The 26,919-nt window shown below is 67.4% G+C and carries 19 protein-coding genes and 9 pseudogenes; 18 read left to right on the top strand and 10 right to left on the bottom strand.

What is annotated here, in order from left to right; genetic code table 11:
- Nucleotides 1-83: 83 nt before the first annotated feature.
- The 5 genes and pseudogenes from M2283_RS45785 (at nucleotide 84) to M2283_RS45765 (ending at nucleotide 5,612) form a co-directional block, all read left to right on the top strand.
- Nucleotides 84-1,919, top strand: a complete 1,836-nt coding sequence (locus M2283_RS45785; RefSeq protein ID WP_280882524.1) for an arabinofuranosidase catalytic domain-containing protein — start codon at nucleotides 84-86, stop codon at nucleotides 1,917-1,919.
- 146 nt (nucleotides 1,920-2,065) lie between these two features.
- Nucleotides 2,066-2,392: pseudogene (locus M2283_RS45780) on the top strand (IS1380 family transposase); the annotation flags it as partial.
- Nucleotides 2,393-2,638: pseudogene (locus tag M2283_RS45775) on the top strand (TerB family tellurite resistance protein); the annotation flags it as partial.
- Nucleotides 2,639-2,964: 326 nt separating this feature from the next.
- Nucleotides 2,965-4,092 carry an amidohydrolase family protein gene (locus M2283_RS45770; RefSeq protein WP_280882523.1) on the top strand — a complete coding sequence of 376 codons (1,128 nt, stop codon included), beginning with the start codon at nucleotides 2,965-2,967 and terminating at the stop codon, nucleotides 4,090-4,092.
- A gap of 176 nt (nucleotides 4,093-4,268) precedes the next feature.
- A complete protein-coding gene (locus M2283_RS45765) occupies nucleotides 4,269-5,612 on the top strand; it encodes an IS701 family transposase (RefSeq protein WP_280882522.1) in 1,344 nt (447 codons plus the stop codon).
- A gap of 130 nt (nucleotides 5,613-5,742) precedes the next feature.
- On the opposite strand, the gene M2283_RS45760 is transcribed toward M2283_RS45765, so the two are convergent.
- The gene (locus tag M2283_RS45760; protein WP_280882521.1) at nucleotides 5,743-7,038 is read right to left on the bottom strand and encodes a GNAT family N-acetyltransferase; all 1,296 of its coding nucleotides are present in this window, start codon (nucleotides 7,036-7,038) and stop codon (nucleotides 5,743-5,745) included.
- A gap of 269 nt (nucleotides 7,039-7,307) precedes the next feature.
- Nucleotides 7,308-7,913 carry a class I SAM-dependent methyltransferase gene (locus tag M2283_RS45755; RefSeq protein WP_280882520.1) on the bottom strand — a complete coding sequence of 202 codons (606 nt, stop codon included), beginning with the start codon at nucleotides 7,911-7,913 and terminating at the stop codon, nucleotides 7,308-7,310.
- Between the two features lie 260 nt (nucleotides 7,914-8,173).
- Here M2283_RS45755 and M2283_RS45750 point away from each other — a divergent pair.
- Nucleotides 8,174-8,356, top strand: a pseudogene (locus M2283_RS45750) (DUF6233 domain-containing protein); the annotation flags it as partial.
- A gap of 93 nt (nucleotides 8,357-8,449) precedes the next feature.
- Here M2283_RS45750 and M2283_RS45745 read toward each other — a convergent pair.
- The gene (locus tag M2283_RS45745; RefSeq protein ID WP_280882519.1) at nucleotides 8,450-9,532 is read right to left on the bottom strand and encodes an IS110 family transposase; all 1,083 of its coding nucleotides are present in this window, start codon (nucleotides 9,530-9,532) and stop codon (nucleotides 8,450-8,452) included.
- Nucleotides 9,533-10,174: 642 nt separating this feature from the next.
- Here M2283_RS45745 and M2283_RS45740 point away from each other — a divergent pair.
- Nucleotides 10,175-11,139: pseudogene (locus tag M2283_RS45740) on the top strand (IS110 family transposase); the annotation flags it as partial.
- 335 nt (nucleotides 11,140-11,474) lie between these two features.
- Here M2283_RS45740 and M2283_RS45735 read toward each other — a convergent pair.
- Together M2283_RS45735 and M2283_RS45730 are read right to left on the bottom strand one after the other, a co-directional pair.
- Nucleotides 11,475-11,567: pseudogene (locus tag M2283_RS45735) on the bottom strand (transposase); the annotation flags it as partial.
- A 72-nt stretch (nucleotides 11,568-11,639) separates the two neighbouring features.
- Nucleotides 11,640-12,350 (bottom strand): DUF4232 domain-containing protein, encoded by a 711-nt coding sequence (locus tag M2283_RS45730; protein WP_280882518.1) that lies wholly within the window; start codon nucleotides 12,348-12,350, stop codon nucleotides 11,640-11,642.
- Between the two features lie 485 nt (nucleotides 12,351-12,835).
- Here M2283_RS45730 and M2283_RS45725 point away from each other — a divergent pair.
- Nucleotides 12,836-13,730, top strand: a pseudogene (locus M2283_RS45725) (IS982 family transposase).
- Nucleotides 13,731-13,754: 24 nt separating this feature from the next.
- Here the strand turns inward: M2283_RS45725 and M2283_RS45720 are convergent.
- The gene (locus M2283_RS45720) at nucleotides 13,755-14,555 is read right to left on the bottom strand and encodes an SDR family oxidoreductase (protein ID WP_280882517.1); all 801 of its coding nucleotides are present in this window, start codon (nucleotides 14,553-14,555) and stop codon (nucleotides 13,755-13,757) included.
- 97 nt (nucleotides 14,556-14,652) lie between these two features.
- Here M2283_RS45720 and M2283_RS45715 point away from each other — a divergent pair, with 97 nt between their 5' ends.
- On the top strand, nucleotides 14,653-15,210 hold the full coding sequence (locus tag M2283_RS45715) for a TetR/AcrR family transcriptional regulator (protein ID WP_280882516.1): 558 nt from the start codon (nucleotides 14,653-14,655) through the stop codon (nucleotides 15,208-15,210).
- A 650-nt stretch (nucleotides 15,211-15,860) separates the two neighbouring features.
- On the opposite strand, the gene M2283_RS45710 is transcribed toward M2283_RS45715, so the two are convergent.
- Nucleotides 15,861-16,877: a helix-turn-helix transcriptional regulator gene (locus M2283_RS45710; protein ID WP_280882515.1), complete on the bottom strand. Its 1,017-nt coding sequence runs from the start codon at nucleotides 16,875-16,877 to the stop codon at nucleotides 15,861-15,863.
- A 61-nt stretch (nucleotides 16,878-16,938) separates the two neighbouring features.
- Here M2283_RS45710 and M2283_RS45705 point away from each other — a divergent pair, with 61 nt between their 5' ends.
- Complete coding sequence (locus M2283_RS45705) at nucleotides 16,939-17,394, top strand: VOC family protein (RefSeq protein ID WP_280882514.1); 456 nt, start codon at nucleotides 16,939-16,941, stop codon at nucleotides 17,392-17,394.
- 403 nt (nucleotides 17,395-17,797) lie between these two features.
- Here the strand turns inward: M2283_RS45705 and M2283_RS45700 are convergent.
- Nucleotides 17,798-18,652 (bottom strand): annotated as a pseudogene (locus tag M2283_RS45700) (IS5 family transposase).
- Nucleotides 18,653-18,817: 165 nt separating this feature from the next.
- Between M2283_RS45700 and M2283_RS51810 the strand changes: the two are divergent.
- From M2283_RS51810 to M2283_RS45680, 4 genes and pseudogenes are all read left to right on the top strand, one after another.
- Nucleotides 18,818-19,153: pseudogene (locus M2283_RS51810) on the top strand (site-specific integrase); the annotation flags it as partial.
- 238 nt (nucleotides 19,154-19,391) lie between these two features.
- Nucleotides 19,392-19,793: a hypothetical protein gene (locus M2283_RS45690; protein WP_280882553.1), complete on the top strand. Its 402-nt coding sequence runs from the start codon at nucleotides 19,392-19,394 to the stop codon at nucleotides 19,791-19,793.
- The gene (locus tag M2283_RS45685; RefSeq protein WP_280882550.1) at nucleotides 19,790-20,374 is read left to right on the top strand and encodes a DUF6262 family protein; all 585 of its coding nucleotides are present in this window, start codon (nucleotides 19,790-19,792) and stop codon (nucleotides 20,372-20,374) included. The genes M2283_RS45690 and M2283_RS45685 overlap by 4 nt, the downstream gene beginning before the upstream one ends.
- A gap of 92 nt (nucleotides 20,375-20,466) precedes the next feature.
- Complete coding sequence (locus M2283_RS45680; protein ID WP_280882513.1) at nucleotides 20,467-20,940, top strand: SLATT domain-containing protein; 474 nt, start codon at nucleotides 20,467-20,469, stop codon at nucleotides 20,938-20,940.
- Nucleotides 20,941-21,066: 126 nt separating this feature from the next.
- On the opposite strand, the gene M2283_RS51805 is transcribed toward M2283_RS45680, so the two are convergent.
- The gene (locus M2283_RS51805; protein WP_348538982.1) at nucleotides 21,067-21,294 is read right to left on the bottom strand and encodes a hypothetical protein; all 228 of its coding nucleotides are present in this window, start codon (nucleotides 21,292-21,294) and stop codon (nucleotides 21,067-21,069) included.
- A gap of 881 nt (nucleotides 21,295-22,175) precedes the next feature.
- Between M2283_RS51805 and M2283_RS45670 the strand changes: the two genes are divergently transcribed.
- Both M2283_RS45670 and M2283_RS45665 read left to right on the top strand, forming a co-directional pair.
- Entirely contained in the window at nucleotides 22,176-23,024 is an 849-nt protein-coding gene (locus M2283_RS45670; protein ID WP_280882512.1) for an MBL fold metallo-hydrolase, read from the top strand.
- Nucleotides 23,025-23,125: 101 nt separating this feature from the next.
- A pseudogene (locus M2283_RS45665) lies at nucleotides 23,126-23,958 on the top strand (IS3 family transposase); the annotation flags it as partial.
- 64 nt (nucleotides 23,959-24,022) lie between these two features.
- Here the strand turns inward: M2283_RS45665 and M2283_RS45660 are convergent.
- Nucleotides 24,023-24,514: a MarR family winged helix-turn-helix transcriptional regulator gene (locus M2283_RS45660; RefSeq protein WP_280882511.1), complete on the bottom strand. Its 492-nt coding sequence runs from the start codon at nucleotides 24,512-24,514 to the stop codon at nucleotides 24,023-24,025.
- Nucleotides 24,515-24,743: 229 nt separating this feature from the next.
- Between M2283_RS45660 and M2283_RS45655 the strand changes: the two genes are divergently transcribed.
- Both M2283_RS45655 and M2283_RS45650 read left to right on the top strand, forming a co-directional pair.
- Nucleotides 24,744-25,343: an NADPH-dependent F420 reductase gene (locus tag M2283_RS45655; protein WP_280882510.1), complete on the top strand. Its 600-nt coding sequence runs from the start codon at nucleotides 24,744-24,746 to the stop codon at nucleotides 25,341-25,343.
- A 463-nt stretch (nucleotides 25,344-25,806) separates the two neighbouring features.
- Entirely contained in the window at nucleotides 25,807-26,892 is a 1,086-nt protein-coding gene (locus tag M2283_RS45650) for an MBL fold metallo-hydrolase (RefSeq protein ID WP_280882509.1), read from the top strand.
- The last annotated feature ends 27 nt before the right edge of the window (nucleotides 26,893-26,919 follow it).

Raw genomic sequence — 26,919 nt, 5'->3', positions numbered from 1 at the left:
GAAAACCAAACTCGGGACGGATTGTCATGCACACATCACTACGCCACTCGATCGGCTGGGCGGCTTTAAGCCGCGGCCCCAACGTGACCCGGAGGGCGGCGAGATACCTGGCCACGGCGGCCACCACTCTCGGACTCGTCCTCGCGTTCGTCGTCAGCCTTCCCACTACGTCGCAGGCCGCGGGCTCACTGCCGTGCGACATCTACGGAGCCGCCGGCACCCCGTGCGTCGCCGCGCACAGCACCACACGCGCCCTGCTGTCGTCGTACAACGGCCCGCTCTACCAGGTCATCCGCGCTTCCGACGGCGGCACGGCGGACATCGGCGTGTTGGCCCAGGGCGGCTACGCCGACGCCGGCCGGCAGGACACCTTCTGCCAGAACACGACCTGCCGTATCTCGAAAGTCTACGACCAGACGTCACAGCACAACGACCTCACCCCCGGCCCGGCAGGCACCGCAGGCGGCGCGGACCGCGGGGCTGATGCCGGCGAGATCGCGGTGACCGCGGGCGGGCACAAGGTGTACGGCATCTGGATCTCACCGGGCGTGGGCTACCGCTACACCGGCGTGGCTTCTGGCGTCGCGGTCAACGGCCAGCCCGAGGGCGCCTACATGGTGGCCAGCGGCACGCACGTGGGGTCCGACTGCTGCTTCGACTACGGAAACGCGGAGAGCACACCGGCCGACACAGGCAACGGCCACATGGATGCCGTGAGCATCGCGACGACGTGCTACTTCGCACCGTGCACCGGCTCGGGGCCCTGGGTCGAGGCCGACCTGGAGAACGGCATGTTCCAGGGGAACAACGGCTCCAACACCGCCAACCTGGGCAACAACAGCGCCTACGTGACGGCCGTGCTGAAGAACAACGGGCAGACCAGATATGCGCTCAAGGGCGGCAACTCGCAGTCCGGAGCGCTGTCGACCTGGTGGGACGGAGCCCTGCCCACCCGTGCCGGCTACCAGCCCATGCAGCAGGAGGGCGGCATCATCCTGGGCACCGGCGGCGACAACAGCAACCGCAACCGCGGCACCTTCTTCGAGGGGGTCATGGTCGCCGGCTATCCGACGGACGCCGCCGAGAACGCCGTGCAGGCCAACATCGCCTCCGCCGGCTACTCCGGCGAGACGGACGTACCCAACGGCCCCCAGGGGACGATCACCGGACCCGGTGGCAAGTGCGTCGACGCCGCGGCGGACGACACAGGTGGCAACGGGACCGCCGTACAGCTCTGGGACTGCCAGACCTACGCCGAGGACCAGCACTGGCAGCACAACGCCGACGGCTCGCTCAGCACCATCGGCAGGTGCCTTGACATCGTTGGCAACGGCACAGCCGACGGGACCAAGGTCGAGCTGTGGGACTGCAACGGCGTGGGCGGCCAGAAATGGGTCCAGCAGGCCGACGGCTCGCTGCTCAATCCACAGTCGGGCCGCTGCCTCGACTCACCGAACGGCGCCACCGTCAACGGCACCCGGCTACAGATCGCGACCTGCAACGGCACCACCGCCCAGAAGTTCGCGGTGAACGGCGGCGCCCCGGCGATCGGCCCCGGTAGCAAATGCGTCGACGTCGGCGCCGACGACACCGGCGGCAACGGCACTGCCGTACAGCTCTGGGACTGCCAGTCCTGGGCAATCGACCAGCACTGGTACCACCGCTCCGACGGCTCGCTCAGCACCATCGGCAGGTGCCTTGACATCGTTGGCAACAGCACAGCCGACGGGACCAAGGTCGAGCTGTGGGACTGCAACGGCGTGGGCGGCCAGAAATGGGTCCAGCAGGCCGACGGCTCGCTGCTCAATCCACAGTCGGGCCGCTGCCTCGACTCACCGAACGGCGCCACCGTCAACGGCACCCGGCTACAGATCGCGACCTGCAACGGCACCACCGCCCAGAAGTTCGCGCTGGGCTGAGCATGCAAGCCTGCCAGAAGTGAGGGTGCCGCGGTCGCACCGTAACAACGGCTAACCTGCGCGTTTCGCTTGATGCCGTGTCCGGATCTTGAGCGGAGACACGAAAGTGCCTTCTGAGCTGGGACGATGAGGCTTGTCTAGGGCTTCTGTCACCACAGCAGGAAGGCACTTTCTGCGTGCACACTACCGGGTCGCGTCCCAAGCGCGTCGTCTCGGCCGACGGTCACGGAGTGGTCAGCCACGCGGGATCACGCCTGCTGGCCGATCTCGCCGACGCCACCGGTCTGACCGGCTCCTTCGCCAATGCGCTGCACCGGTTGCGGCCGCGCGGCACCGGCCACGATCCCGGCCGGGTAGCGGTCGACCTGGCGGTGATGCTCGCCGACGGCGGCGAGGCAATTGCCGACCTGGCCCTCCTGCGCGACCAGCGCGAGGTATACAGTCCGGTCGCCTCCACCCTCACTGCATGGCGCCGGATCTTCGGCGAACCCTGCGGGCCCGGGCTGGCGATGGAGCTCCACGAGGCCCTGGACCCGCTGGCGCCCCACCTGGCCCCTGCCGGCCGGGAGGCCATCCTCCTCCAGGGCGCCCGTATCGCTCTCGCCGACGGGCCGTACACGCCTGCCGAACGGGAGACCCTCGCTACGGTGGGCGCTGCGCTGACGATCTGTGCGGATGATGTGACGCGATTGCTCACGGTGGTGCGGCCGCCGTCGTGAGCCCCGGGTGGGCCCGGGCCCCTCGCGCCCTCCCGGCGGGGGATTGATTTCTGCTGCGGGTCGGTGAGGGCTGGTCGCGCGGTTCCCCGCGCTCCTTCCGGGGCGGCGCGCCGTCCGCCGACTACTCCCCAGGGAGTAATCCGCACCCGGCGTCGCCCCCGGGAGTACGCGTCATCTCGCCCTCCCGCCCGACGAAAGCCGTGGTTCTCACCGGAAGTCTGGGGACCGAAGCAGACGTCACCCGGAGGGAGATCGGTCAAAGGGTCGATCTGAAAGTGTCTTGCAGACGGATGCCGCACCACACAAACACCTGAGGAGAAACTGACATGAAGTCCAACGCAAACCCTCTGAAGCACCTCACGACGGGACGCCGCGGCTTTCTAGCCGGAACGGCAGCACTTGGCATTGGTGCCGGCTTGTCCACGCATGCCATTGCCTCCCGCGCGGAAGCGAACGAGACTACGGATTTTTCACAGCGAGACCAGGACCTGCCCTTCATCGGCACGGAAGAGACCTTTTCCACCCATGAGTTGATGGTGCTGAACGACAGGCTGTTCCTCGAGGATACTGGTCTTGCCGAGCTCGGCCCGCGCCGCATCGGTGCAATGGATGAGGCGGGGCTCAACGTTCAAATCCTCTCCGCGCATACGCCAGGTGTGCAGAATGTCAAAGGGCAGAAGGGCATCGATTTTGCGTATCGTCTCAACAAGTTGCTTGCCGATGGACCGATGGCCACCTATCCGGGGCGGTTTAAGGCATTTGCAACCTTGCCTCTGCAGAATCCGGAGGCCTCGGCAGACGAACTGGAACGCACAGTTCGGGAAGATGGCTTCCTGGGATGTTTGACCAATGGAATCATCGGGAAGAAATTCCTCGACCATCCCGACTTTGAGCCCCTGCTGGCGCGCGCCGAAGCCCTTGATGTGCCGATATACATCCATCCAGGCCTGCCGCCTGACGAGGTTTTCGAAATCTACTACAGCAATATGCGGCCGGAATATCAGAAGGAGTTCCAGGACCAGGTTCTCAGCATCTCCGCATATGGATGGCACCAGGAAGTCGTTACTCAGTGCCTCCGAATGATCACCTCAGGAGTATTCGACAGGTATCCCAAGCTCCAGATTATCATCGGCCATATGGGAGAGGGCCTTCCGTTCTTCTACAAACGCGTCGTGGAGAAGATGAGCGAAGTGACCAAGAAGAGCCTGGACAAGCCGTTCGAGCAGTATTTCCATGAAAATTTCTGGTTCACAACCAGCGCATTCCCCCAGACTGAACTGCTCGATCTCCTGCTGAAGTACATAAGCGTGGATCGAGTGATGTTTGCAACCGACTACCCGTTTGCAAATATGAAAACTCAAACCGACTGGTTCCGGGGAGTCGATTTGCAACGCGAAGCCAAGGAAAAAATTGCGTTCCGAAATGCGGAAAAACTGTTCGGAATTAAAGTCTGACACGTCCCGACGGGCAGAATGATGCCCGTGAAGTGACGCGCCAGCGTCGGGTCTGTCCGGTCACCCGCGCACTGTCACGGCAGCTGTAGATGTAGCTCCGTTGTGAGTTGAGGCTGGTCAGCGGGATGGCGGGGCGCCTGCAGGCACGAGTACGGCCACCGTGATCATGAACGTTTGTGACGACGTTTCAGAACCAGGTGGCCGCGGAGGCCACGATAGCTGAGCAGGCATGGACGGCGGCGCTTGGGGCCGTGACCGAAGAGATCGCGGACTGTTTCGAGCACCGCGAACCACGGGCTCTGGTCCGGGAGATGACCGAAGCGATGCTGATGGAGCTGGACACGCGTAACTACTGGACGCTTGCCGAGGCCCTTGGCCACCGAGGACCGCACCGGCTTCAGCACTTCTTGTCCCGCGCGGTCGTCCATCACGACCGGGCCCGGGACCGAATCACCGCCTGGACGGCCGGTGAACTCGCTGATCCGGACGCGGTGTTGATCGTGGACGAGACCGGGGACGAGAAGTCCTCCACGGACTGCGTCGGCGCGGCCCGCCAATACTCCGGAGCATTGGGCGGTATCCATCTGTGCCAGGTCGCCGTCCACCTCACCTACGCAAGCCGGCACGGCCACGCCCCGATCGACCGGGCCCTGTACCTCGGCGCCGAGTGGGCCGCTGACGAGGAACGGCGACTGCTCACCCATGTCCACGACGACGTCGTGTTCGCCACCAAACCCCAGATCGCCGCCGCCTTGCTCACCCACGCCCGCGACCTGGGCATACAGGCACGGTGGCTGGCCGGCGACGAGGTCTACGGAGGCAGGGAACTGCGGCACAGCGCCCGTGCGCTCGGCTTCGGCTACGTCCTGGCCGTCCGCACCGATCACCGTGTGGACACCGCCGTCGGCCGCCTGACCGTCACCGCCCTCTCGGCCCGCATCCCGAAGAAGGCATGGATGCGCCTGCGCACCGGCCACGGCCTCAAGGGCGACCGCCACTACGACTGGGCCATGCTCGACATCCACCCCGACGACACCCCCGCCGGGCACCGGCCCGGGCACGCCGCCGTCCTGGTCCGCCGTCACCGCTACACCCGTGAACTCTCCTTCTACCGCTGCCACTCGGCCACTCCCGTCACCCTGGCTGATCTTGTGGATGTGGTGTGCTGCAGGTGGCGCGCCGAGGAGGACTTCCAGACCGCAAAGGGCGTCTGCGGCCTCGACCAGGGCCAGACCACCTGCTGGAACTCCTGGATGCGCTGGACTTTGATCAGCCTGCTCGCCGCCGCCGTCCTGGCCGTCACTCGCGCCCGCACCACCACGGCCACCACCGCCGGCAGCGGACTCGTCCCGGCCAGCGGCCGCGAACTGCTCCGACTCCTGAGGATCACCGCCCTGCCCCGCCCCCGACGCGACCGCGGCCACTTCCTGCACTGGTCCGCCTGGCGCCGCCACCACCAGCACCAGGCCGCCGAAGCCCACCGGAGATGGAACAACATCACCGCCGCCGCAACGACCTGACCAGCAGCGATGCCCTACCGATCAAGAACTACAGCTGCCGTGACTGTCCACCTGGGGATGCCCTCCGCCGCTCCGTGACAGCCACTGCGCGCAGGTTGCCTGGCAGGGCGGATCATTGTCTCTGCGGAGCTCAGAAGCCGAAGGAGTTGTGCGGTTCGGGGTCGGCCCAGAACATTCGGGCAAGCTGTCCGATCGCGCCGTCGGTGTGCGGAGTGATATGGCCCGCATACGCCAGGTGGTGCGCCGATATGCCACCGAAGTAGAGCGAGCTGAGCGCTGAGAGCCTGATAGTCAGGTCCGCCGTCTCGTCAGTCGGAACACACGTCGCCACGGGGCCATGTGCTCTCAGATGCCATGTCCTGTTGTTCGCCCGGCACATCTGGTCGTCGTCGATGGTGAACCTCAGCTCGCCGGGCGTGAGATACGAGCGTTGCGTCAGGGCTCGGGGGACATCGAGAAGGCGCGCCCAGAGGTTGTCCGTCTGGCGAGTGACGCGCATCGCCCGCGGGTTCGTGAGCATCCACCGCAGGGGTTCGTCGCGCGGACGACCAGCCGCCACGATGCTCTTGGTGAGGTCGAAGTCGATCAACAGTCCCCACAACGCGCGGTAGGCCACAGCATTCGTCGCCTCCAGGGCTTCCACCACGAGCGTTCCCGCACGATCCGCAGTCGGAGACCACGGCAGTCGGAAGTTGGCGATGCCGTCCACATCGCCGTGCTGGTCGCGGTGGGCGAGAAAGCGCAGCGGTCCGTTTGTGCCGTCTGCTTCGTCGGACAGCCCGTCCCAGCGCCCGGGGAGAGGACTCAGCTCCCCGACCCGGTGTGCACGCACGTCCGCATGCACCAGGGGCCAGGCCTTCTTCGCCTGCGCCGCGTCGACCAGCTCCAGCGACCCGGGGTCCGGCTCCGCCGGAAGGAGGGCCGCTTCGTGACGGGCCAGCTCCCACCGGGTGCGGTAGGTCGCCGGCGAGAACCCGAACCTTCCATAGATGCTGCCCTCGCTGGCGCTGAGCATCGCCAACGGCTCGCCTCGCTCCAGGGCCGCCTCGAACATGGCCTGCATCATCTGGCGCAGGTAACCACGCCGACGATGCGTCGCGATCACTCCGGTAGCAGTGACGCCAGCCATCCTCCCCGTTCCCCCGCCCGGGACCGTCACCTCGAAGGAGATAGTCGCCGATGCACCGACACACCTGCCGTCGACGAATGTCGCGATCGGGTGGAAGGACTCGTCCTTGATGTCGGCTGCCGCCAACTTCTCGAGCTGCTCCGCGCTCGCAGGCGTGCGCTGTGGAGGCCACGGCTCGGGACCACCGTGCCACGCGGCGTCCGCAGGCTCCCAGCTCGGCAATCCGTTCGCGAACGGCAATGCCCGGTAGTACGCAGCCATCTCATCTCGCCGCGGCGGACGGACCTCAGTCACCATGCCGGATATTGCATCCACCACCCTCACAAGCGAGCAACCGAATATCTGCTCAGGGCTTGTCCTTCAGCGGGACAGCCAGGGGCGACCAGGGTGTCCCGGCTCATTTGATCTTGCCCGTGGCCGAGGCTGTGACCAGGGGTGATGTAAAGACAGGTGAGACGGATCTTCGGCGGAGTCTCAACTGGTGTTGTCTGCCAGCCGCACTTCCACGGAGTTGTCTCACTTGATGTTGTCGGTCAGTCGTCTTCGACCGCGACCGGGAAGGGACATCAGCGGCGTCGGGCCCAGAACAGAGCGTGCCCGCCCTCGCCTTCGGGCACGAACTCTTCCTGCTCGACCATCAGGCCGGCTTGAGTGATCCAGGTCCGGTTCGTGGTGGCGTCCGCGTGGCTCCACCACATAGCGGTCCCGCCGCCCAGCCAGTCCTCATCGACGCCGGTCCAGGCCCGATGGCCGGTGGTGCCCAGGAACCAACCGCCAGGTCGCAGCCATCCGGCGACCTTCTGCAGCAACGGAAGCTGTTCCTCAAGCGGGATGTGGATCAGTGCGTAGAAGGAGACGACCGCGTCGAAGGAGGCCGGCCCGAAGTCCACGGCCGTGGCATCGGCGCGGATGAACTCGGCCTGCGGCACGAGCTCCCGGGCCCTGCGGATCTGCACCTCACTGATGTCGACGCCGGTGACACGGTGACCTACGGTCGCCAGGGCGCGGGCGACGGGAACCCCGCTTCCGCACCCCAGATCCAGCACCGTGCCTCCAGCCGGGATACGACCAGACAGTTCGCTGATCCAGGGCTGGTACTTCGTCTCGGCGCCGTACTCCTGGTCATAGCGAAGGGAGAGCGCGTCGTACCCACGCCGGACCAGCTCTTCCAAAACGGTGGTAACAGAACGCCGTAGGCTGTGCCGTCATGCCGAAGGAGCGACTCCACCAGCGGCTGGGGGAACGCCAGGCCGATGGCCTCTTCTGCCATCTCGATCGCGGCGCGCTCGGCTGGGGGCGCCAACCGGGCGAAGGTGCGCGGTGCCTTGCCGGCGAGCCACGCCTCGATGCGGCCCCAGGACTCAGGTATTGAGGAAGTCATAAGGCGGATCGTGCCAGTCGGCACTGACACGCTCGCACCCTCACGGCGTAGGTGCTCGGGGAGCGCTGGCCTTCGGGGTGGGTGCTTGCGAAGCTGTGCGAGAGGGCCGCGGCCCGGCGCTCCGTCCTGCACGCACCGGATTGCGAAGAAGCACCGGCGGGCGCGCCGCTGCTCGATGTGAACCGCGCCCTGGACGCGGCAGAGCACCCGGACACCCAGCTGTGCACGATGTGCGGAACCGCGCAGCAGGAGCCGCGCGGCACGCCAGCCCGGCGCCGCGATCCCCTCATTCGCTGCCCGCGCTCCCCCCGAGGCTGTTATGTCGTGTCAAGCCGCTCGGGCGAGTTCTTCGACGTTTTCGAGCCGGTTCCGGTCGGAGCGCTCAAGGATCTTAAAGATCTGACGGCAGATCACCCGCTTGAGGCATCGCTGCGCGTCACGGGCGGTCTTTCCTTCGGTGATCTTGCGTGCGACGTACGTCTTCGTAGCGGGATCGAGTCGCATCCTGATCAGGGTGATGGTGTGCATGGCCCGGTTGAGCTGCCGGTCGCCGCTGCGGTTGAGCCGGTGTCGGTTGGTCAGCCCGGACGAGGCAGGGATCGGCGAGACGCCGGCGAAGGCGGCGAAGGCAGCTTCCGAGCGGAATCGCCCCTGGTGAGACCAGCTGACCAAGATCTGGGCGGCGGTGATCGGTCCGACTCCGAGCAGGCCGAGAAGCTCGGGGGCCTGCTGCCGCACCAGGGAGAGAATCTCGGTTTCGAGCTCCTTGGCCTCGGCCTGCAGGGCCTGGACGCGCTGGGCCGTGGACCGCATGGCCCGCACCGTCATCCGGTGCTCGAGGTCCTGGGCCGGGCGGTCGCGGAACTGAGCACAGTGAGCGATCTGAGCGGGGCGCTTGAGCTTGCGCAGCTCGGCACGGAGGTCGTCCGGCGCGGAGACGATCAGGGCTTTGAGCTGGTTGATCGCGGCGGTGGAAGCGAGGACTGCGCCGTGACGGGTGGCAAGCAGCACCCGCAGTGCCTCGCGTTCGCCGCGGAGGCGGGGCTGAATCAGATGCTCGGTGGCCAGAGCCTCCTTGGCGGCCCGGATGGCGTCGAGCATGTCGGTCTTGCGGCCGCCGCGGTTGGCCGCTCGTTTCGGGCGGCAGACCTCGACGACCTGCTCGCCGGCCTGGTCCAGGAAGACCGCGAGGCCAGCACCGTAGCTGCCGATGCCTTCCAGCGCCCAGCAGCGGCGGCCGGGAACTTGCTGGCGGGCGAAGTCCAGCAGGCGCCGGTAGCCGCGGGCGTTGGCCGGGGAATCGGCGCTGGCCAGGACGGCGCCGATGGGGCTGACGGCGGCTACGGCGAGTGTGTCGCGGTGGGTGTCGACGCCGATGACGCCATCGACGTGTTCTGCGAGCATGGTCATGCGGTTGTTCTCCTCCGGGCGGACGGCCGTGACGGCGTCGGCCTGGGTGGAGTCACCACGTGGCAGAACTGTGATGAGTCACGCCGGAAGGCGGACAAGCTGCTGATCAAGCCAACGGGTGGGCCGGGCCGACGCCCGTGTCCGGCAGACATCTCGGGGGAACGGCAGTCCCTGACGGGACGCCAGTTATCTTGCGAGTCATACCGGATCACGAGCGCCGAGCCTGGCAGCAACCCATCCCGGGCCGCAGAAGAACTCTCACAGTTATCTTCTTCGCGGTTCCGCAATGGGACCGCTGGCCTCCGGGCCCGGTATGACTGGTCCCCCCTGTCGAATCGATGATGAACCGATGACCTGGGGGGTGGTCCTACGTTGTTGATGGGTCGGATGGGCTGTCGTACGGTCCGGAGGATCCAGTGGCCCCGGGTATGGCTTGGGGGTGGTTGCCTTCAATGGTTCCTGTGACACCTGGCCGCCCGGGGCCGAGAGGCACCGTTGGAGACGCTGATGAGAGGTCCGACCACCGCCTGGCCGAGCGCAATGCCCGGCCGTTCGCGGGCGGCAGGTCTGCATAACGTGGATGCGCGCATACGACGCCAACGCCCTGGCCAGCACCGCATGAACCCCGTTCGGGAGGATGAGTTGGACGACATCGACGACGTGGGCGTCTTCCTCGGCCTGGACGTCGGCAAGAGCGCCCATCACGGGCACGGACTCACTCCGGCCGGCAAGAAGGTCTTCGACAAACACCTGCCCAACAGCGAGCCGAAACTACGGGCCGTCTTCGACAAGCTGACCGCCAAGTTCGGCACCGTCCTGGTGATCGTGGACCAGCCCGCCTCCATCGGTGCCCTGCCCCTGACCGTCGCCCGGGACGCCGGCTGCAAGGTCGCCTACCTGCCCGGACTCTCGATGCGACGCATCGCCGACCTCTGCCCGGGCGAGGCCAAGACCGATGCCAAAGACGCCGCGGTGATCGCGGACGCCGCACGGACCATGCCACACACCCTGCGCTCGTTGGAACTGACCGACGAGATCACCGCCGAGCTGACCGTGCTGGTGGGCTTCGACCAGGACCTGGCGGCCGAGGCGACCCGCACCTCCAACCGGATACGCGGCTTGCTCACCCAGTTCCACCCCAGCCTGGAGCGCGTCCTCGGCCCGCGCCTGGACCACCAGGCCGTGACCTGGCTGCTGGAACGCTACGGATCCCCAGCCAGCTTGCGAAAGGCCGGTCGCCGCAGACTCGTTGAGGTGATCCGGCCCAAGGCTCCGCGCATGGCTGCCCGGCTGATCGACGAGGTATTCGACCCGCTCGACGAGCAGACCGTCGTGGTCCCGGGCACCGGCACCCTGACCTCGTGATCCCGTCCCTGGCCCGTTCCCTCGCGGCCGTCCACGAACAACGACGAGCTCTGGAAGCGCAGATCGGACAGCTGCTGGAGCCTCACCCTCTTTCCGCGGTCCTGACCTCGATTCCGGGGGTCGCGGTCAGGACCGCCGCCACCTTGCTGGTCACCGTCGGCGACGGAACCAGCTTCCCCACCGCCGCCCACCTGGCCTCCTACGCCGGCCTCGCCCCCACGACCAAGTCATCCGGGACGTCGCGGTGACCACGGTGGAAACATGCACGTCCTTGTGGGTGTCCACCCCCAGGATCACGTCCTCTGCCGACGGTTCATCAGAGTGTGCGGGCAGAGTCGGCCGGGGCAGGCTGGTGATGGTCACGCGGCTCCTCGATCGGCACGGGGCTGATGGCCGGCGTCGGGCCGGTGGGCGGTCAGAACTGTGACGGTGCCTTGTGCGGCAAGGCCCCTATCGAGACACGCCCGCCGGTCCGATGACGGCTATCGCCGCCTGGGACCGCGGGCCGACAGATCTTCAACAAGGCAGCCTGGGCCAGTTGTCCCACGGGTCAGGCCCTGGCCCCGGACGGCGGCCCATGAGTCTCACAGTGGTCCCAGATCAAGGCGATGGGGGCACCGAGCTGGATGTGAGGCCGGACGACCAGGTCGCGGTAGTCACGCCAGGAGAAACTGTCGCGTCCTGTGCCCCCCACTCCGTCTCCGACGGCGTTCGCTGGCTGCGCAGACAGCGCGACTGGAGGTCAAGAAGGCCTGACCGCCGATACGGCGGTGACGGTCACGGTGTCGTCGCACTCGGCGAACTGCCCGTCGTCCAGGGCCACCTGGTGCGCCCCGGACCCCGGCAGCCGGACGACCATCGTGGGATACACCACGGGCGCCGAACCGGACACGCAGTACCCGTCGGCCTCTCCCTGCACCTGCACGAACGTCAGCTTCACCCACGCCTTGCCGCCGGGGGCCACCTTCACCGGCGCCGCGGCTCCGGTCGGCTTGACGGTGAGCGGCACGTTCATCTCGGGAGAGCCGTTCGCGGCGCCGGCCACCGTGGGGTGCCCCTTGAGGACGCACGTCCGTCCGAGCACGTTGGTGAACTCGACGACGGCCGCCCCAGTCCCCGTACCGGCCGGCCGCACGGCGGCCTGACGGGCGGTCGCCTTCAGACTGCCCGCCGAACAGGTCGCCGCCGAACTGCCCGGAGCGGGTGCGGACGGGGGTGCGGAGGACGCGGGCCGGGAGGCGGAGGGCGTGGAGGAACCGGAGGCGGAGCTGCCGGGCTTCGGGGCGCCGCGCGTGGAGGAGGAGGTCGCTGAGCTGACGGCCCCGGACGGGGTGACGCCGCCGTCGCCGGTGTCCGCACCGCCCCCACCGGGCTGACATCCCGCCACCGCCAGAGCCGCCGAAGCCACGACGACCGCCACCGCCGAACCGCGCATTCCGTTCACGTACCGCATGCTGTCCCCCGAGTCCCAGTTGTCCGGAGCACGGCTTTTCGCCGCCCTCGTCGAACCAGACAAAACCGTGGAGCCGGCAGTTCTCCCGCACTCCGACCTGTGACCCACCGGTGACGAAATTCGGCCACAACCACCGTGGGACGCACCGGCAGACCGAGCTCCTGACCCGAGCGACCGAACAACCGACACCCCCGGCAGCGCTGGAGTACCAACCGGCAGCGCGTCCACTGAACCCTGTCCGCTTCGGCGACACGGCGCTGCACCTTTGGTGCGGATCCGTTCTCGTCCCCGAAGCGATAGACCGTTTCACCGCTGCCTGAGTGCATCGGCCGGGCCGACCTGCACCCGGGCAGCCCTCGTGTGTCCGACGGCTTTCACTACCAACCGCGCTGTATTTCAGCAACGTTCGAGACTTTGTCCGCCCCTAGACGAGTTGATCCGAAGTTTCGGCCCGTCAAAGGGGCAAGGGTGTCAAAGATCCGTGTGTGACGACAGACCTGAACACCCCCTTGACCGCACTGTATGTGAAGATCGACGACGAGATCGGAGGGACCCGATGCATGGGCAGGCCGCCGCTGCTCAGCGACTCCGAACTCGTCTGCCTGGCCGTGGCCCAGGCCCTGCTCGGCTACCACTCTGAGTCGCGCTGGTTACGCTACGCGAACAAGCACCTGACGGGTATGTTCCCGTACCTGCCGCAGCGCGCGGGCTACAACAAGCGGCTCCGCTCCACGCTCGGGCTGGTCAAGCGCATGATCCGGGAACTGGCGATAGATAGCGACTTCTGGTTCGACAACCTCTGGATCACCGACTCGACTCCGGTGCCGTGCGGGATGTCGCGCCCGACCGTGCAGCGTTCCAATCTCGCGGGCTGGGCCGGCTACGGCTACTGCGCCTCCCACTCCCGGTTTTTTTTGGGGCCTACGCTTGTACCTGGTGTGCACCCCGACCGGAATGCCGATCATGTGGGCGCTGGCCAACCCGAAGATAGGAGAGCGCGAGGTCCTTGCGGCGATGCTGGAGGTCGACGCCGACCTGGTCGCCGACCGCGAGGGCATCGTGCTGATCTCGGACAAGGGCTTCGCGTCCAAGCCATTCGAAAAGGCCCTCGCCGGGCAGGGCATCGAGCAGCTGCGGCCCTCGCGCAAGCGGGAGAAGCAGCGGTACGGCGAGCCGGTGCTCAAGAAGGTCCGCCAACTGATCGAGTCGGTCAACGACACCCTCAAGGGTCAGCTCGACCTGGAGCAACACGGTGCACGAACCATCGAGGGTGTGGCGGTCCGCGTCGCCCAGCGCGTCCTGGCCCTGGCCGCAGCGATCTGGCACAACAACAAGACCGGTGCAACCGTCACCCGATCACTGATCGCCTACGACCACTGAACCGATCAGGAACTTCGCGCCTGGCTAGACCGTCGGAATACTGCCCCCGTCGACGACGTACTGGCTGCCGGTGAGGAACGCCGCGCGGTCGGAGGCGAGGAACGCGACGAGTTCGGCGACGTCGGCGGGCTGGCCGGGGCGCCCGAGCGGGATGCCGACCCGGTCGATCAGCTGCCGGCGGGCCGTTTCGGCGTCCAGGCCGCTGTCGGCGGTGATCTGGTCCAGACGCCGGGTGACGGCCGGGGTCTCGATGAGTCCCGGGACGACGGTGTTCACCCTGATCCCGTGCTTGCCGACCTCGTTGGCCAGGCCCTTGCTATAGACGGTCGTCGCGGCCTTCGCCGCCGCGTACGGGAGCGACGCGGGGCCGGGCAGGCGCGCTTGGCCCGACGTGACGTGGATGATGACCCCGCGGTTTTGCGCGATCATCCCCGGCAACAGGGCCCGGTCCAGGCGGACCGCGGACATCAGGTTGGTGTCGAGGTCGCGGTACCAGTCGTCGTCGGCCGCGTCGAGCGCCCCGCCTGGGATGTACGTCTGGCTGCCGGCGTTGTTGATCAGGACATCGATTCCTCCGAGCAACTGCGTCGCCTTCGCGGCTAGGGTGGCGGTCCCGTCGGCGGTGGCGATGTCGGCGGCGACGAACCTGCCGGCGGGCGGCTCGTCGACCGGCGTGCGGGCCGCGACGACGACGTCGGCCCCGGCCTCGGCGAACCGGACCGCGACGGCCGCGCCGATTCCCTTCGTGCCGCCGGTGACCAGGACTCGAACCTCGGCGAACTCGCCAGCTGGCCCAGAGGCGGATGTCACGGTGGTGGATGTCATGAGACACAACTCCTTCGTCGGACGGCGCCGCTTTCCAAGAGCCGGCGGCCGGTTACGATGGGCCTCACTCTACAATAAAACGAGAGGTCGTTCTTTTATGCCCAAGGTTACCCAGGAGCACCGCGACGCCCGGCGCCGACAGATCCTGGCCGCCGCCCGCGAGATGTTCGCGGCCAAGGGCTTCGCCCAGACCTCCACCGGTGAGATCGTCGCCGCCAGCGGACTGTCCACCGGAGCGGTCTACAGCTACTTCCCCAGCAAGAACGACCTGGTGGCGGCCGTCTGCGAGGACGCCGTGGATAACCTCATCGACCTCGCAAGCATCCGCGACGCTGCCGAACTGCTCGACCGGGTCCGCGCCCGCCACGGCGGCCACGCCCGGCTGATGGCGCAGGTCTGGGCCGAGGCCGCCGTCTCGCCCGACCTCGCCGCCCAGATCCGGGCGCAACTGGCCAAGGACCAGGAGAAGGTCGCCGGGCTCATCCGCCAGGACCGCTGCGCCCGCGGCCTGCCCGACTCACCGGACCCCTCCGGCGTGGCCGGCGCACTGCTCGCCATGCTCACGGGATATTCGCAGCGCCTGGCCATCGGCCAGGACATCGACACCGCCGCCTTCCGGCAGGCCCTCCAAACCCTGCTTGGCGACGCGACCTGAAAGCACAGATCTGGGCAGACGCGCCGTTTCAGCTGCTAGTGACCAAGACTGAGGCGAAGCGGATCAGCCCTTTCACAGCACGCACTGCGCCGGCGACAGCTCTCCGCCCGCGGCCGCGGGCAAGGCGGCCTGCGGTCTGTTCGGCCATAGCTGCGAACTGCTGGGCGGCAGAGGGTATGTGGGCCTCGGCGGTGTACGCCGCGGTTGGGGCCACCATGCCGGGCGTCCCCAGGAAGGCCGCGGACGGCCTGGGGCCGGTGCCCACCCCACCGTGCGCCTCCCTGATGAGCTGCAGGGCTGTGTCCGCGCTGACCGTACGGGCAGCGGGGCCGCGGCTGCACGCGCCGCGGCCCCCAGGAGTGCCGGCCGGCTCGAGCGGAGGGCCACCGTCCCGGCCCGGACCGCGGAGGCGGCCTCGCCGCGGGAGGCCTACGCCTTGCGCACCAACTCCTGCTAAGGGGTTGGAGGTGCCGTCGTGGCTGGCCGGTGACGCCGGTTGGTGGGCGCATGCCCTCGAGGCGCCCAAGGCCACCGACCGCCTGGAGCCGTTGGGCGTCGACCACTGGCGGCGTCTGGGGCAGGCCGCACGCGATCAGGTCGTCCTGGCCGCGGGCGGCATCGAATCGTTCCTCGTCGTCGGTGACTTCGCGTTACTGGGCGGAGCGTTCAGCCAGTCGGCGTCCGAGTGCGAGAACCACCGTCTTGAGGGTTTCCGGCTGTTGGATGATGAAGGGCCGGTCCAGCATGGCGAGTGTGCCGGCGACCCACTCGAGGCGTTCAGCCCGCAGAAACACCTGCAGCCAGTCATGGCCGTCCGCAGCATCGGGAGGAGACGCCGGCGCAACTGACCCGAGCGTTTCCGGAATCCAGCGCCGCACATAGGCCGGATCAGCGCGGATGAGCACGGAGACGTCGTATCGCGAAGGTGCCGCCGACAGTGGTCCCAGCACCTGGGCCACTGGGTCGATGTTCGCGGGCGCTTCAAAGGTGCCTGGCAGAAGCCGCAGATCGGCCATCCTGTCCAGGCGGTAGGTACGCTGCGCCTGGCGATCGGCGTCGAAGCCGGTGAGGTAGAGCAGGTTTCGGTACGCCACGATGCCGTGCGGTTGTACGTGCCGCGTAGCCGCATGCCCCTGACGCGTCCGGTAGGCGAACGCAACCGGGCGCTGGTCCCGTGCTGCCTCAGCCAGACCGAGCAGCGTCTGAGCACCTTCGTCAGCACCAGGACGAGCTTCGGCGTCGTCGTGGTCTTCCGCGCCCGGGCGTCGCTCACCGGTGAAGTCCACTGCCCGGAGTACCGCGTCGATGCGGCGGGCGAGCGCGGCAGGCAGCACTCGGCGCACCTTCGCAGTGGCCGTCTCCATCACCAGCGGGGTTACCGGACCACTGTGCGCATGTTGGTTGACCAGCAACGCCCACACCACGGCAAGGCCTTCCTCGTCGTTCAGCATCAGCGGCGGCATGCGGTAGTGACGGGCCAGACGGTAGCCGCCGTAACGACCGCGAACCCCGTCCACTGGAATGTCCATCTCGCGTAGCTGCTCGACATAGCGACGCACGGTGCGCTGATCGACTCCGAGGCGCTCGGCGAGGTCGACAACGGTGCGGGTTCCTCCCGCCTGCAACAACTCCAGCAAGGCGAGAACGCGTGCGGTTGGTCGGGTCATACCTGCGATGGTGCGGCATTTCCGGGCGGAATATGACCTGTATTAATTCTACGATGACCACATGACCGCCTCAGCCGCAGTGCAGCTCGCCTCCGTCCGTCTCATCACCGATGACATTCCGCGGCTCGTCCGCTTCTACAAGGCCCTCACCGGTGCGACCCCGCAATACCTCACCGGGGATTTCGTCGAACTGGTGACCCCCTCAGCCACCGTCGCTGTCAGCGGCTTCGCCCGCGTCGCTTTCATCACCACCAACACGCCCCGTGGGGGTGCAAACAACAGTGCGATCGTCGAGTTCCTCGTCGACGACACCAACGCCGTATACGAGAGGCTTGCGACCGATTTCGGTGACGATCTTGATGTCGTTCAGCCTCCGACCATGATGCCGTGGGGTAATCTGTCGGCTCTTGTCCGCGACCCCGACGGATCCCTTGTCAACATCTACACGCCAGTCACACCCGAGGCATGGCAGCTTCAGCGCAACCGGACACCGAAGCCCCCGCATGCAGGCCTGTAAGAAGCTGTGTCATATCCCTTGATCGGTGACCCTCTGTGACTGGTGAGCAAGTTCGTTCGCCAGAAGGGCAGGTGGGGGCGGGTCCGGGTCTGGTTGGGGCGGTTCTGGTGCGTACTGGGGGGTCTTTCGGTCAGCTCTGGTGACCATGGTGGGTGCGTCGGACTCTGCTGTCTGTGCGGGCCGGAGCTTCCCCGGTCGGTGAGGCATCGACCGGGGCCCGTCCGGGGGTGAGTGCCGTGGCCCAGACGATCGAGAGTGTGCTGCGTGACCGCTTCGACGTCCTGGTGGATCAGTCCTTTCAGCTGATCAAGGTGATGACGGGTTGCCAGTTCGCGTTGGGCGACGCTGCTCTGGAGATCTCAGGGTCTCCCAGTGACGGTGGTGACCGCCAACGACAAGACGATCAGTCCTGTTGCGCTTCGCGGGAGGTCGGCTGTCCGCTTCTGCGGGAGCTCCGGCGGGTGATTCGTCTGGTCATAAGGGTGATCGCGGCCCAGGTGATCAGAGATTCGGAGTGCTGGATGAGCCGTTCGTAGTCGCGTGCGTGGCGGCGGGCGTGCATGACCCAGGCGTGGGAGCGTTCGACGACCCAGCGCCGGGGCAGGACGACGAACCCGGGGGTGTTCTTCGGGCGGCTGACGGTTTTGATCGTCAGGTTCAGGTAGGTCTTCGCCCAGGTCACGAGCTGTCCGACATAGGCGGAGTCGGCTCAGACGATGGTGATTTCGGGGTGCATCAGCCGCAGCCGGAACAGCAATTCCTTCGCCGCGTTGCGGTCGGTCATGTCGGCCGGGGTGACCATGACGAACAGCGGCAGGCCCTTGGTGTCCACGACCAGGTGCCGCTTGCGGCCGTTGATTTTCTTGCCGGCGTCGTAGCCGCGCGAGTCCTTCCCGACGGTGTCGGCGGCCTTCACCGACTGCGAGTCGATGACGGTGGCCACTGCCCCAGGCGCCCGGCCCATCTCGCGGCGGATGCGCTTGCGGAGCTGGTCGCGGATCTGTCCGATGACGCCGGCCGCGGCCCAGCGGGCCATGAACCCATAACACGTGCGCCAGGGTGGGAAGTCGTTGGGCAGGGCCCGCCACTTGCAGCCGGTGTCGACGACGTACCGAATCGCGTCCACGATCTCGCGGCGCGGGTGTTTCTCCGGTCGGCCGCCGGCCTTGGTCTCGCAGGCCGGCACCGGCAGCAGCACTTCGATCAGGGCCCATTCGTCGTCCCAGGTGTCCGAGGGGTAGCAGCGGCGACGCGGCAACTGTTCCTCCCTCAGAACGGGGCGGGACCGGCCGTTTTCGCGGCCGGTTCCACCGGTCAGGCGTCGGTGAAGTCGGCGATCACATCGAGCGTGGACTCGACCGAGTTGAGCTGGGTGTTGAGGTGTTTGATCCACCGGCCTTTCGGCCGCTACGCTCAACTGCCCATGCTCTGGCACGACCAGACCAAGGTCGGCAACTACGACCAGGCCATCCGCATCCCCGAGTACACCTTCCAACGGATCCAGGAACGCCGGCACAAGACCCTGGCCCGCTTCGAGGGCAAGTTCGGCCGACCGGCCACCCCGCAAGAGCGGGCCCGGATGGCCTTGTCCCCCGCGCCGAAGCGCAACCCTGGCTTCGAGACGTCGGTCAGCTACGCCTGGTACGGTGCCGCGTTCCACGACTGGGTCGTCGATCTCGACCTGGGCTCGTGCGTCACCCATCAGGCTCGCCATACTCTGGCGACCAGACTGCTGGCCAGCGGCGCAGGACTGCACCACATCAAGCGCTACCTCGGGCACCTCTCGGTCCGGATGGCCGAGCACTACGCGAAGGTCGCCGTCTCCGAGATCGAGGACGTACTGCAACACGTCTGGGTCACGGACCGGGCGCGGCCAGTCCCGGCACGGTGCTCTCCAACGGCACCACCCCGCTCGACCGGCGCCAGGCCGAAGCCCTGGCCTGGACCTCACACGTCGCAGCACCCCGGCCGAGGGCGGATTCTGCACCTTCCAGCCGGTGGTCGACGGCGGCGCCTGCCCCTGGAACCTGAACTGCCACAGCTGCGACAAGTTCGTCATGTCCGGCGCCGACCTGCTCTACTGGCTCCGCAAGCGCGAGCAATGGCAGACGCTGGCCGAGCGCGCTCCAGACGATGCCACCGCCGACTACCTGCACCAGGTCTTCGAACCCACCGCACGCGCCATCGACGGTCTGGAGAAGGCCCTGGCCGGCCTCGGCCTCCTGCAGGATGCTCTCGCCCTGGACCTGCGCAGACCCCAGGACTACTTCCACCGCATGTGGTCCACGGCCTTCCGCGCTGCCGACCTCGCAGCCGCTGCCGAGTACGGCGAAGGCGAGTACGGCGAAGGCGAGTACGGCGAACACGCCACGACCAACGACGAGGAAGCGTGCGCATGAACACCGTCGTCCCCGAACCCCGCACAGCCGCAGCCCTGGCAGCTCGCCGTCGCAGGACGGACATCGCCGTTCAACGCGTCCACGACGCCCTCGCCCGGCTCCGCCGCGAAAAGGCCCAGATCAGCGTGGCCGCCATCGCTCGCAGCGCGGACGTCTCCCGCACCTTCCTCTACGACAACCCCGAGGCCAGAACCGCGATCTCCGCGGCGATGGCCCAAGCCGGCGAACACCGGTCACGGACCCTCGCCGACCAGGACGACGAACGCGAGGCGACCTGGCGCGAACGCGCGCTGAACGCCGAGGATGCACTCAAGGCAGCACACACAGAGATCGCCACCCAGCGCACCCGCATCGGGGAACTCTTCGGTGAGATCCGCGACTTGGAAACCGCGTGGACCGAGGAGACCGTCCAGCGGATCACCACCGAGAACACCACACTCAAGCAGCGAGTCCGCCAACTCACCACCGACAACCGCACCCTTGACGAACGACTCAAGGCCGCCCGCTCCAACCTCCGCTTCCAAGACCGGCGCATCGCCGACCTCGAAGCCCACATCGCCGAGCCGGGAACAATGACGTGACTGTCCTTGACCATCTCATAGCCGCCAACGGAATTCGCTGGTACGGAGACAAGGGCTTCCGGCAATAACTCTGGCAAGGTCACGATTGCTCTATGTCACTTCGCCCTCAATCTGCAGACCCACACGCGTGGACCAACGAACCGGATCCTCTGCTGGCTCTGGCTCTGCATGACCTGGCCTTCTACGAGCAGACACGCAACGTTGCCCGTCGTTGGCACTACATCATCGAGGTGACCGCGCTGCTTTCCGCATCGGCGACGGTCATGGCTGCCGGGTTGGGGGCTACTCCGCTGATCACAACGCTCGCGGCCAGCCTCACGTTGTTCACCAACGGGTTCAGGCAGGTATTCAAGCCTTCCGAACGCTGGGAGCTCGCTGCCAACGGATGGGTAGTCCTCTCACGCGCCATCAATCGATACCGTCTACTCCCCGAGGACCAACGAGATCAGGCGGCGCGAACGGATCTCCAGACCCGCATCGAGGAGGCTGGGGAGAGTGAGATCCAGGGATGGATCGCCCAGCGACGCACGGCACGCGGCGCTCCGGTCAACGAAGTAGAAAGCTGACGAACGCAACGACGTTACGCAGCAGATGCGCATCCCGTCGCTTGCAAGGCGCACTTCATCCTCACTTACGGCCCGTCCCCTCCCCGGTGGACGGGCCGCCCCATGAGACCACCCGGACGAGCGACGTCAGCGACCAGAACTCGCCGTCACGGACATGTAGTCTATAAATCGTCGCAGTTCAGAGCCGGTATCCGAGCTCCTGCGGTCGGTAGAGAGATCAAGCGCGTAATCGCCGATCGTGAACTGGATGCGGCTGGCCGTCTCAACCAGTTTCCGCAGTTCAGCGACAATTTCCGCATAACGGTTCACGCTGACACTGCCGACCTTGTCGGCGACCTCGATCTCTTCGGGCATGGCATCCACCACCCACCGCAGGGCCGGGGCACGGCCCCGCGGCCGTGACAAGACCCGGCCTGCTTCTGGGACCGAGAGTCAGACCATAAGTCCTATGATCACAACGAACGACCACAAGTGACCGGAACCTGACCGAAGTTGTAGTTCAGATGCGTTCGCGATGCGGTCACTGTGACCGTTCGCCGAACGTTTCCTTCCGAGCCCGCCAGGCCCTCGTGACGCACCGCCGCGAGCAGTAGACGGCGTTCGAACGCCGCTCCACCCCGGCCACCCAAGTGGTCCCGCATTCGGGGCACTTGGCCTGGCCGACGCCGCTCAGCTCCGCAGTCACACGCTTGCGCAGCCGGCGGTCCCGGCGCCACTGCCTGGAACGACATGCCGCCGAGCAGTACACGGCCGCGGGCCGTGCTTCCAGCCTAAGCCGCTCACCGCAGCCTGCGCACACCCGCTCTCCGGCTTGCCCGGCGCCCTCGGACACCCAGCCAGCCTAGGCCCCAAAGCTACTCAAAACCCGGGATCAGAAACAGGCACCAAGAGCTCGTAACGTCTGGCTCGAACAGCATTCACTTGTTGCCGTGATGGGCGGACATGAGGGCGGCCCGGTCGTGATCCTGACTCTGCGAGGAGATCAAGGAATCGACGACTGGGTGGTGCCGATGACTGTCTGCTCAAAGTGGGTGACGCGGGTCTGCTGCGGGACCTTCTAGTTGAGTTGCCGCTGCCCCGCTTCGAGGAGCGGATCGTGCTCTCGCCTCGGCCGTGGACCACGTCTACGTGGGCGCGGCGATCGCGGCGGAGCTGGTGCTCGCTACAGTTGCGCCGAAGCGCTTCCCTCTCGCCGTGAGGAGCTGGCGGCACTTCGGGCGGAGGCGGGGCGGGCGATGGCAAGCTGGATCGAGGTCGGCGACAGGGTCTACCAGCGGCGGTACGACCCCTGCGACGTGAACGTCTCCGTCGTCGTCGGCTCGGACGGCCTGCTGGTCGCCGACCCCCGCTGCAGCCTCGCCGAGGCGCGGGAGCTACGCGACCACCTGCGCGAGCTGTCCGCGGAACCGGTGCGGTGGGTGGTCAACACCCACATCCACTGGGACCACGTCTGGGGCAACGCGGAGTTCGTCTCCCCCCGGCAAGTGCCTCCGGCGGAGGTGTGGGGCAGCGCGCCGATGGCCGCGATGATGCGCGGCGCAGCAACGAATCCGGAGGCGGCCGAGTTCAAGGAGTGGATGACCGGCCGCAGCCCCGAGTGGGCGGCGAAGATGGCCGAGCTGGAGGAGTACGCCCCCGACCACGAGGTCGACGGCGCCCACGACCTCGACCTCGGCGACGGCCGGGTGGTCGCGCTGCGGCACCTCGGCCGCGGCCACACCGACGGCGACCTGGTCCTGCACATCCCCGACGCGGTCGTGCTGGTACTCGGCGACCTGGTCGAGCAGTCGGCGCCGCCGGCCTTGGGCCCGGACTCCTTCCCCCTCGACTGGGCCCCTACGCTCGACGCCGCGCTGGCCCTCGCCGGACCGGACGCACGGTACGTGCCGGGGCACGGCGAAACGGTGGGCGCGGAGTTCGTGCGGACCCAGGCGGAGGCGATTCGCGCTGTCGCGGAGCAATGCAGAGCGTTGGAAGCGGCGGGCGTCTCGTCGGAGGAGGCCCTGACGGCAGGCGAGTGGCCGTTCTCGCCGGAGGCCCTGACCCACGCCATTCCGAGGGCGTATCAGCAGCTCCAAGGGTGAGTTGCAACATCCAGGGGTGGGGGGAACTGTGCAGGACGAGCCACCTGTACGGATGGCCCTGCTCGTTGGGGACCATCTGCCCGTCGGAGGCTTGTCGCGCAGTCGCCCGCTCCAGCTTTTATTACTGGCGTCGGACGGCCGCGGACCGGGCCACCCGGCAAGCGGCCGACGCCCGCCTCGCCGCCCGGATACAGGCCATGCACCACGAGTCGGACGACACCTACGGCGTCCCCCGGATCACCGCCGAACTCCGCCACGACGGCGAGCGAATCAACCACAAGCGGATCGCGCGGGTGATGCGCAGCATCGCCCTGGCAGGCGTGCGGCTGCGTCGCAGGCACCGCACCACTGTTGCGGATCCGGCCGCGGCGAAGGCCCCGGACCTGATCGGCCGCGACTTCACGGCAAGCGAGCCGAACACGAAGTGCGTCGGGGACATCACTTATCTCCCGCTGGACGGCGGGACGTTCCTGTATCTGGCCACCGTCACCGTCCTCGCCTCACGCCGCCTGGCCGACTGGGCGATCGCGGACCACATGCGCACCACCCTCGTCACCGACGCCCTGGCCGCCGCCGAACGCACCCGCGGCAGCCTCGCCGGGGCGGTCCTGCACACCGACCAGTTGAACTCGCCCAGTACACCAGTCGGGCCTTCGCCGATGCCTGCCGCCTGGCCGGCGTCCGCCAGTCCATGAGCGCGATCGGCTCCAGCGCGGACAACGCACTTGCCGAGTCCTTCAACGCGACGTTCAAACGCGAGACGTTCCGGGGCCGCAAGACCTGGTCCAGCGAACGCGAGGCCCGCCTCGACGCGTTCCGCCGGCTCAACCGCTACAACACCCGACGCCGTCACTCCAGCCTCGGACAACGCAGTCCCATCGCCTACGAGACCGCACTCGACACAACATCAACCACCCTGGCCCAAGCCGCGTAGCCCGTGTCCAAGATTCCGGGTCATTGCCCGGTGGCAGGTGTCCATCGGGTCGCCCGGCGGCCGCTCAGCTTTCGGCGGTGCCGTCATCTTGGGCGGCTTCGTCGACAAGCCGGCGGAGGATGCGTTCGTGGATGGCGGCAAGGGTGTCGAGCTCGTCAGGGGCGAGCAGATCGATGAAGTACCGGCGCACATTGTCCACGTGCTGGGGTGCCGCTTCCTCGATCGCCCGGCGCCCGGCAGGCAGCAGGCGGACGAGGGTGCTACGGGCGTCGGCCGGGTTGGCCTCGCGGGCGACCAGTCCGCGCTGCTGCATGCCCCGAACCTGATGGGAGAGACGGCTCTTCTCCCAGAGAAGCAGGTCGCACAGGTCTCGCGCGGGCAAGCACTCCTCGGGATGCTCCGACAGTACGGCCAGGATCTCGTAGTCGGCCTCACTCAGTGCGGAGTCCTGGAGGAGGCGCCGCTGCAGGCGGACACGAAGCTGGTGGTGCGCGTGCACGAAGGTCCGCCAGGCGTGGTCCTCGCGGGCGTCGAGCCACTTCGGATCCGTTGACATGCGCCCACTCTAGCTGGAGGTTGAGTACTCAACCAAATGGAGTTATTGTTGAGTCCTCAACCGCGTCGGCGGAGAGGGCCGCGCCCCGCCGACGGCTTGGTCGGCGGCCCGGCCCCGGTACTGGTCGGCTGCACCGCAGTACGTCCCCTGACACGCAGGCACCATCGCCGCGGTCATCGCCCGGAGGGCGGCCGATCGTGCGAGCCCACAGCAGTGAAGGAGCACACCGATGAAGTTCGGGATGATCGGTGCGGGAACGCTGTCCCGCGCCATCGCCGGTCACGTCGTGAAGGCCGGACATGACGTGATTTTCAGCAACAGCCGCGGCCCCGAGACGCTGGGTGACGTCGTGGCCGGCTTTGGTCCTCGCGCCTCGGCCGGCAGTGTGGCCGAGGCCGGTGCCGCGGACATCGTCGTCCTCGCGGTCCCCTGGTCGAAGGTCCGCGAGGCGGTGCGCCACCTGCCGGCCAGGGAGGGGCGGATCGTCATCGACGCAACGAACCAGTGGATCAAGCTCACCCCCTCGTTTGTCGCAGAGCACCTCGACATCGGTGGAAGCGAACTGGTCGCCTCGCTGATCCCCGGGGCACATGTCATCAAGGCCTTCGACAATATGTACGGCCGCTACGTCGCAGCGGACCCCGTCACCGAAACCGGCCGCCGGATCCTCTTCTACGCCGGCGACGACCAGGACGCCAAGAGCGTCTTCCGCTCCGTCGTCGAGGGCTTCGGATTCGCTCCCGTCGACCTCGGCCCGCTGGTGATGGGCCGCCTCATGCAAGTGGACGGAGGGCCGCTGACCGGTCTGCACGCCATCCGAGAGGGATGACCACCCCGTACCACCGACCTTACGGCCCTCAGCCCTCCGCCCCCGGCGGGACCACACCCACGCAACAGGAGTTCGCCCAGCGGCCGTTCGTCGCCGGCAGAACCAACCGAACGCCGCCCTCAGCGCCGTGGTGTGGACGGTCAGCCAATTCCCCACCCGGAACGTCACGTAATGGACCAGGGGGACGGTGACCGTGCGTCGGGATCCCAGGGTGCCAGAGGTTCCCGGGCCGCCCGATAGCCAGACCTTCGTTCAGGCCTGTCCAGGGTGGCCGAGAGGCCAGCGCGTAGCGCCGCCGAAGGCGCCCTTGACCGACCGGACCAGCCGCACACTCAGCCGTCCGGCGGCAGCATGCATGACACATCGTCGCCACGAAGCCGCCTTCTCGGTATCCGCAGGCTGCCCGGTACGACTGGCCTCTTTCCCAGGGCAACCCACACACATCTCGCAAAGGAGCAAGGCGTTGACAACGAAGTCACAGCAGTCCGCCGCCCGCCGCGCATTCCTCAAGCGGACGCTGGCCGCCGCCGCAGTACCCGCCGCAGCCACTTTGATCGGCGGCACACTGCCGGGCACCGCCGCCGCGGCGGAGGCTTCCGACCTGCCCGAGTTCGCGCCGGTGCCGAGGAGCGCGCTGGGACCCGCGCTCAACGCCGACGGCTATTTCGTCGGCCGCATCAAGGGCAACCTGTACTGGGTCACCGACTCCTACTACCAGTCCATGTTCCTGAGCACACGCGACGGGGTCGTACTCGTCGACGCACCGCCGAGCATCGGCCGCAACCTGCTGCGCGCCATCGACGACGTCACCAGGGCCAACGGCCGACCCAGCAAGGTGACTCACCAGGTCTACTCCCACTCCCACGCCGATCACATCGCGGCCTCCGCCGTCCTGGGCAAGGATGTCGTCCGCATCGGCCACACCGAGACCCGTCGCCTGCTGCTCATCGACGCGGACCCCAACCGGCCGGCGCCGACGGTGACCTTCGACGATCGCTACACCTTGCGAGTCGGTGGCGAGCGCCTCGAACTCGCCTATCACGGTCCCAACCACACGTACGACAACATCTTCATCCACGCGCCCGACCAGGAAACACTGATGGTTGTGGACGTGTTCTATCCCGGCTGGGTGCCGTTCACCGGCTTGGCCGTCTCCCAAAACATCCGCGGCTGGGTGACCGCGCACGACGAGGCGATGCGCTACCCGTGGAAGACCCTGGTAGGCGGCCACGTAGGCCGCCTCGGCGTCCGCTCCGACGCCGCCCTGCAGCAGCAGTACGTCGCCGACCTCGACGCGAGCACCCGGGCCACCTACGATTCCCTGGACCCCACCCCGTTCTTCGACAGGTACGGGCCCTCGGGGAATGCCTGGGCGATCTTCAAAACCTACCTCGACGCCATTGCCCAGCAGGCGGCCCTTCCCGTCACCGCCAAGTACACCGGAATGCTGGCCGGGGCCGACGTCTACACGACCGACAACGCCTTCGCCATGCTCGAATCGCTACGTGCCGACTACGGCGTGCTCGGGCCCTCCGGTATCCATCCCTAGGGTTTGTCCGACGGATCTTGTGACCGT

This window comes from Streptomyces pseudovenezuelae, assembly GCF_029892565.1.
Classification (GTDB): domain Bacteria; phylum Actinomycetota; class Actinomycetes; order Streptomycetales; family Streptomycetaceae; genus Streptomyces; species Streptomyces pseudovenezuelae_A.
The sequence above is the reverse complement of the archived record's forward strand: the minus strand, read 5'-3'. Positions and strand labels throughout refer to the sequence as shown.

What these genes read in the sequence shown, in the direction of transcription:
- M2283_RS45680 (WP_280882513.1), top strand. Translation starts at nt 20,467, where the DNA reads ATGTCACTTCGCCCTCAATCTGCAGACCCACACGCGTGGACCAACGAA.
- M2283_RS45770 (WP_280882523.1), top strand. Translation starts at nt 2,965, where the DNA reads ATGAAGTCCAACGCAAACCCTCTGAAGCACCTCACGACGGGACGCCGC.
- M2283_RS45720 (WP_280882517.1), bottom strand. Translation starts at nt 14,555, where the DNA reads ATGACATCCACCACCGTGACATCCGCCTCTGGGCCAGCTGGCGAGTTC.
- M2283_RS45745 (WP_280882519.1), bottom strand. Translation starts at nt 9,532, where the DNA reads ATGACCATGCTCGCAGAACACGTCGATGGCGTCATCGGCGTCGACACC.
- M2283_RS45655 (WP_280882510.1), top strand. Translation starts at nt 24,744, where the DNA reads ATGAAGTTCGGGATGATCGGTGCGGGAACGCTGTCCCGCGCCATCGCC.
- M2283_RS45710 (WP_280882515.1), bottom strand. Translation starts at nt 16,877, where the DNA reads ATGACCCGACCAACCGCACGCGTTCTCGCCTTGCTGGAGTTGTTGCAG.
- M2283_RS45670 (WP_280882512.1), top strand. Translation starts at nt 22,176, where the DNA reads ATGGCAAGCTGGATCGAGGTCGGCGACAGGGTCTACCAGCGGCGGTAC.
- M2283_RS45760 (WP_280882521.1), bottom strand. Translation starts at nt 7,038, where the DNA reads ATGGTGACTGAGGTCCGTCCGCCGCGGCGAGATGAGATGGCTGCGTAC.
- M2283_RS45685 (WP_280882550.1), top strand. Translation starts at nt 19,790, where the DNA reads ATGAACACCGTCGTCCCCGAACCCCGCACAGCCGCAGCCCTGGCAGCT.
- M2283_RS51805 (WP_348538982.1), bottom strand. Translation starts at nt 21,294, where the DNA reads ATGCCCGAAGAGATCGAGGTCGCCGACAAGGTCGGCAGTGTCAGCGTG.
- M2283_RS45730 (WP_280882518.1), bottom strand. Translation starts at nt 12,350, where the DNA reads ATGCGGTACGTGAACGGAATGCGCGGTTCGGCGGTGGCGGTCGTCGTG.
- M2283_RS45705 (WP_280882514.1), top strand. Translation starts at nt 16,939, where the DNA reads ATGACCGCCTCAGCCGCAGTGCAGCTCGCCTCCGTCCGTCTCATCACC.
- M2283_RS45660 (WP_280882511.1), bottom strand. Translation starts at nt 24,514, where the DNA reads ATGTCAACGGATCCGAAGTGGCTCGACGCCCGCGAGGACCACGCCTGG.
- M2283_RS45715 (WP_280882516.1), top strand. Translation starts at nt 14,653, where the DNA reads ATGCCCAAGGTTACCCAGGAGCACCGCGACGCCCGGCGCCGACAGATC.